Genomic DNA, 4,964 nt, shown 5'->3' with positions numbered 1-4,964 from the left:
CCGGGCTTCATATTCCATAACCGTATTCAAAAACCAGGTTAGAAAGATTTTCTCATTCCTTCTTCATTTTCTGTGAGAAATTGGAGTATAATATCTTTGATTTCCATGGGCCCTGTATCCCTCCTTTGTATGGTTTATGTGTTCTTCCTATTCTAGGATACAGGGCTTTTTTTATTTTTACAGCATTTATTTTATACTGCCAACAATACCCTCCACAGCGCCGTATTTATCCCGGAGTGTGTTGTACGCAATTTCAGTTGCTTCAACCTCTGGTATCTGGGAAAGTTTCACCATCTTTTTTGCTTTTCTACCGGTGACAATGACATTCCCATCTATCAAGAAACGAGGTATCAGTTCCTTCAAAATCTCCATGGGATTGCCATGGTGAGAAACATTTTCTCCTTTAATTCCGTCATAATATGAGATATTGCTTGATCCTACACATACACCAATACTTTTTAAATCCATCTTTTACACCTTCAGCTGAGCTTGTTTACCTTCCAAGCTCGCAAAATCTTTCTAAACCAAGGATCTTAGAGACTCTGGCAATAGTTGTTCCATAAAAACTAATCTTTTTGTTGAGCTGCCTCGCAGTATCACAAATTTCTCTAAAAATCCAATTTGCAATGGAACTTCCTGTTGTCAGAACGATTAAATGTATGAAACAAAAGTGGAAGAAGCCTGATCCCGAAGAACAAAGGCGAGTTTGGAAAGCATAGATGCTTTGTGAAGCGAAAAAAGTTATCCTAAAGATTAAAGATTCGTCTTTGTCTACGGTTTAACTTTTTGCTCTAATGCCGAAATTAACGATCGCACAGTATTTTCCCGGTAGGTTAAAACCTCTAAGGCTTCAGCTAGAGCTTTGGGATCTTTGAAATATCCTTCTGCGTCTTTCATATTCTTCTTGAAATAATCGGCAAGCCTCTCAAGGTTACTTTTTAACCAGGGTAACTTGCCGCGAATGTTTTCGATTTTTGTGGTGTCTCCGGTTTCTGCAGCCTCGAGTTCAGCAACCAATTCTGTAACTGTTTCCAGCCAGTCTTTGATGCTCATTCCAGTTCTCTGTCGGAATGCACGGGTAACCCACATTTTCCTGAACAGATCGAGTTCGTTGGCTTCTTTATTAACCGCTTCCAGGATTTTCTTTACTTCTCTGGCAAGCTCAATCGCCGATTTCTTTTCTGCGGGTTTTTCCAAGGAGGATTCGGCTGGGACAGTGTTGTCGGTTTCGGTTCTGGGTTGTGGGGAAAAGCGTAGAAGGCCCGTTTTAGCGAGAATCTGGAATGGATCGACGACCTGACCGTGATAATCCCGGGCATGGACAATGGCGTATGCAAAGCCTGCGGCGCAGTCTTCAGCCGGCATTAGACCATTATAGCCGGGATTGGGACTCATATTTATAAATTCCTGGTAAGACATACCGTATTTTGGTGCCAGCGCCTGGAATGCCTGATTTCCTCCGGGTGTATCCACCATCCCGGGTGCAAAAACAAAGGCTGATACACCTGATTCTTCGCTCAATTCACCTGCAAGGGATAGTCCAAGAGACTGTAACGCAGCCTTTGATGCAAAATAGGAGGCCATATACGGCATGCCTTCGCTCGATGTAATCGTTACTATAACGCCTTCCTTGCGCTCGAGCATTCCCGGCAAAAACGCTTTAATGCCTAGCACCGCGCCACGCAGATTTACGGCATAAACCTGATCCCAGGCCTCTATTGGGAGCTCCAGGATGGTACCGGGGCGGTAGATAATGGCGTTGTTCACCAGAATATCTACCTTGCCAAAGGTATTAAAAGCCTTTTTGGCTAATGCCTGAATACTTTTTTCGTCACTAACGTCGGTTTGGACAAACAGGGCTGTGCCTCCTTCTGAATGTATTAAGGTTTCAACTTCAGCTCCTGTGTCCTTAATTTCAGCGATGATGACCTTAGCACCAAGCCATGCCAGTGCTCTTGCTAATTCTTTACCGATTCCCTGGCCTGCACCTGTAATAACTGCCACTTTTCCTGCAAGGGCAGTGCGGGATAACCCCATTTTCTCGATAAGCATCCCAATCCCCTCTGGTTTAATATTTTATGTTTTAAGTAGTAATTTTATCATAACAGATATGCATCGAGATCCGAGAGTCCGAGAAGGCTGCTTCGCAGCGGACACGAATCCTTTTGGGATTGACACGAACTCCTGCGGAGTTGTTTTGAACCACTTCGTGGTTGTTATAAACTACTTCGCAGTTGATAAAATTGATACTTAAAACAATAACCGTGATCCGAGAGTCGCTATTGTAGGGGCACAGCATGCTGTGCCCTTTTTTTGACAGTATATAAGAGTACATTTTTGTGTCCACAAAGAGCAAACCCTACAATAAAAAACATGCTTTATTACAGTATTGCAAGCCTAATTTGTCATCCTGAACTTGATTCGGAATTTACTGTTCTTGATTTCTCGGATTCTCGGTTCTCGGGTTCTCGCATTTTCTCCATATCCTAGACTCGCCTTTGGTTCTATCTGCCGAAGGCGCTTGTCAACCGCGAAGCGGTTCGAAACAACTCCAAAGGAGTTCGTGACAACCACTTGCGGTTCGTGTCGCTTCACTAACTGACAGTGTCTGCAAACGTCCGGAGCGTAGGTCCGCACTTCAACCGTGTCAGCGGTTCCAAACATCAATCCCATGACCGTAAATCAATTACCTCAGGTATCTTCCTCCCGGTGTGCGAATTCGGTGATTCAAATTTTGTTTCGACTATAAGTTCATCTTTTTCGATGGTATCCAGGATGAAAGTATCGAGCCTTTTTAAGTCCACTTTTGAACCTTCTGTAACCCGTATTTTTATGCGGTCGATTTCTTCGTTTGTGTCGATCTCTACACCGAGAAATACTCCCTCAACCACCGCTTTTGAGAAGTATCCGGGATAGAGGTTGTTCCCTGCTGCTTTGAACATGTCATCTTTTCTACCTAGTATATAATCGATCTTTGCAGTTCTAAAGGGACAATCACAACGGTCATTTACAAATCTGGTTATATCGCCTATTCTGTATCTTATCAATGGCATGCATCGAAAGGCGAGTGTTGTTACAACAAGTTCCCCGTATCCGTCCTGATCCGGGTTGAGTATTTCAACCCAGAACAGAAGATCGTTGAAGTGGTAACCCTTTCCTTCATAGCATTCTATTGCAAACGTTCCGCCGAATTCTGTCGCACCGTAGCCGTTAACAACGTTCGCACCCCACACGGTTTTAATCCATTCCTTTGTTTTCAAAGGAATATGTTGCGCTCCCGTTTGGAACCACCGAATTTTCGGAAGTTCTTTTTTATATCTTTCAGCGAGTTTTGTTATTACGATCAGCGAAGACGGCAGTATTCCAACAATCGTTGGTCTATAATCCACGATTTTTTCGAATATAACCTCGGGTTTCTGATGCCCCACAGGAACAACAGGAACACCAAGCATTTCTAGTGCGTTCTGAAGGATCAGGCCAGGAACCCAGATTCCATAGCTGTAAGCGTTGAGAAAGAGGTCATTCTTCTGCATGCCCATTTTTTTCAGGCCGTGGGCTGTGGTAAAGGCTAGCAGGAGGAAGTCTTCACGAGTTAACCCGATTTTCTTCGGTCTTCCAGAACTGCCGGAGGTTTCGAAATAGATGTCGGGTTTCTGGCAGATAAAATCTTCAGGGTGATTTTCCAGCTGTTCAGGATAGGTGAAAAAGTCGCCGAGATCTGCAGGGGTTCTTACATTTTTGAGATTGTATCTTTTGAGATGCTCACGGTAGAATTTTGAATTACGGTAAACCTCCTGTATGAGAACTTTAAAGGCCTCCTGCCTGTAGGTTTTCTTGAAGCTTCCTTTGCTGTACAAGCGGGTTCCAAGCTTCCAATTCCAGGGTATTCTGTACCTAGAATGGATCCCGGACGCTCTGAGAATACGCTTTACAAGCCATCTGCTCATTTTTGATCAACTCCATATGACACAATCCTAACACAATGAGCTCCAGATTAAGAGATTTTATAGAGGTAAATACGAGAAGAGAAATTGACTTGGTAAAACGCACAGTTCAGAAAGATAATGGACGACTGGGATTTGGTAAAAAAGACTACCAACAGGAGGTTGTACAAAAAAAGAGCTGCAGTTTTTGCATTTGAAAGAACTTGAGAAACTTTTACCAGATCACCTGGTTTATTTTCCTCGGAAAAGCGAGGAAGGGGAATGGATTGCAAGTAATCTGGTGGAATCCAACAAAAAACAGGCATTCGATGATGAGAAGCAAAAAGAGCTGTCAGAATGGTTGAGATTTTCTCGATCTGAAGTTGCTGAAAAAAGAGACGGGCTTACCCCTGAAATGCTGGGAATGACGGGGTTGGTAAAGTTTTTCTGGTATGCTTTCATGAGCAGAAAAAACGCGTTTTCCAGGTCTTTCAGAAATAAAGGAATTGAGAACGTCAGAAATCAGGTGAACAGTTGTTCTGGATTTATCATTATAACGAGCGAGGATTCGAGTGTTCATTCTACGCTAGAAGCTGGTAGAAATTTCGAGAAATTGGCACTGAAGTGTACTGAACTTGGGGTTGCCATCCACCCCATGTCACAAATGATGGAAGAATCTCCCTGGAAGGAAGAGCTGGAGAGTTCGCTTGGTTTATCAAAACCTGTTCAGTTGGTTTTGCGTGCAGGTTATTCAAGGAAACGTCCCGAGCGAAGTGTTCGAAGACCTGTGGAGGAGATCGTTATATAAAAAGCGGGTATAGGGTTTAGAAAAGAGATTCGAGAACCGATGTAGGAGTAAAATAAAGGAGGCAGTCAGGAGGAAGAGAGGAACAGAGAACCGATCCGCCATAAGAGCGACTGCTTCTCACACTCCCTCTTCCATCCTGGGAGTACTAGAGGATCAATAGTAGGATATCCGGGGAAACCCAGGAACGCTACATCGATTAACCTGTACTCATTGACTGCACAATGTTTTTGGAG

Annotated in this window: 4 protein-coding genes; 1 reads left to right on the top strand and 3 read right to left on the bottom strand. The window is 43.6% G+C overall.

Going from position 1 to position 4,964, the window contains the following annotated elements:
* Window positions 1–186 precede the first annotated feature (186 nt).
* From DU53_RS03310 to DU53_RS03295, 3 genes are all read right to left on the bottom strand, one after another.
* A complete protein-coding gene (locus DU53_RS03310; protein ID WP_063727467.1) occupies window positions 187–468 on the bottom strand; it encodes a hypothetical protein in 282 nt (93 codons plus the stop codon).
* Between the two features lie 303 nt (window positions 469–771).
* On the bottom strand, window positions 772–2,052 hold the full coding sequence (locus DU53_RS03305) for an SDR family NAD(P)-dependent oxidoreductase (RefSeq protein ID WP_063727465.1): 1,281 nt from the start codon (window positions 2,050–2,052) through the stop codon (window positions 772–774).
* Between the two features lie 611 nt (window positions 2,053–2,663).
* Window positions 2,664–3,947 carry a phenylacetate--CoA ligase family protein gene (locus tag DU53_RS03295; RefSeq protein ID WP_063727461.1) on the bottom strand — a complete coding sequence of 428 codons (1,284 nt, stop codon included), beginning with the start codon at window positions 3,945–3,947 and terminating at the stop codon, window positions 2,664–2,666.
* Window positions 3,948–4,137: 190 nt separating this feature from the next.
* Between DU53_RS03295 and DU53_RS03290 the strand changes: the two genes are divergently transcribed.
* Window positions 4,138–4,731, top strand: coding sequence for a hypothetical protein (locus DU53_RS03290; protein ID WP_063727459.1), 594 nt, complete (start codon window positions 4,138–4,140; stop codon window positions 4,729–4,731).
* The last annotated feature ends 233 nt before the right edge of the window (window positions 4,732–4,964 follow it).

Source organism: Kosmotoga sp. DU53, from assembly GCF_001639905.1.
Classification (GTDB): Bacteria; Thermotogota; Thermotogae; order Petrotogales; family Kosmotogaceae; genus Kosmotoga; species Kosmotoga olearia.
The sequence above is the reverse complement of the archived record's forward strand: the minus strand, read 5'-3'. Positions and strand labels throughout refer to the sequence as shown.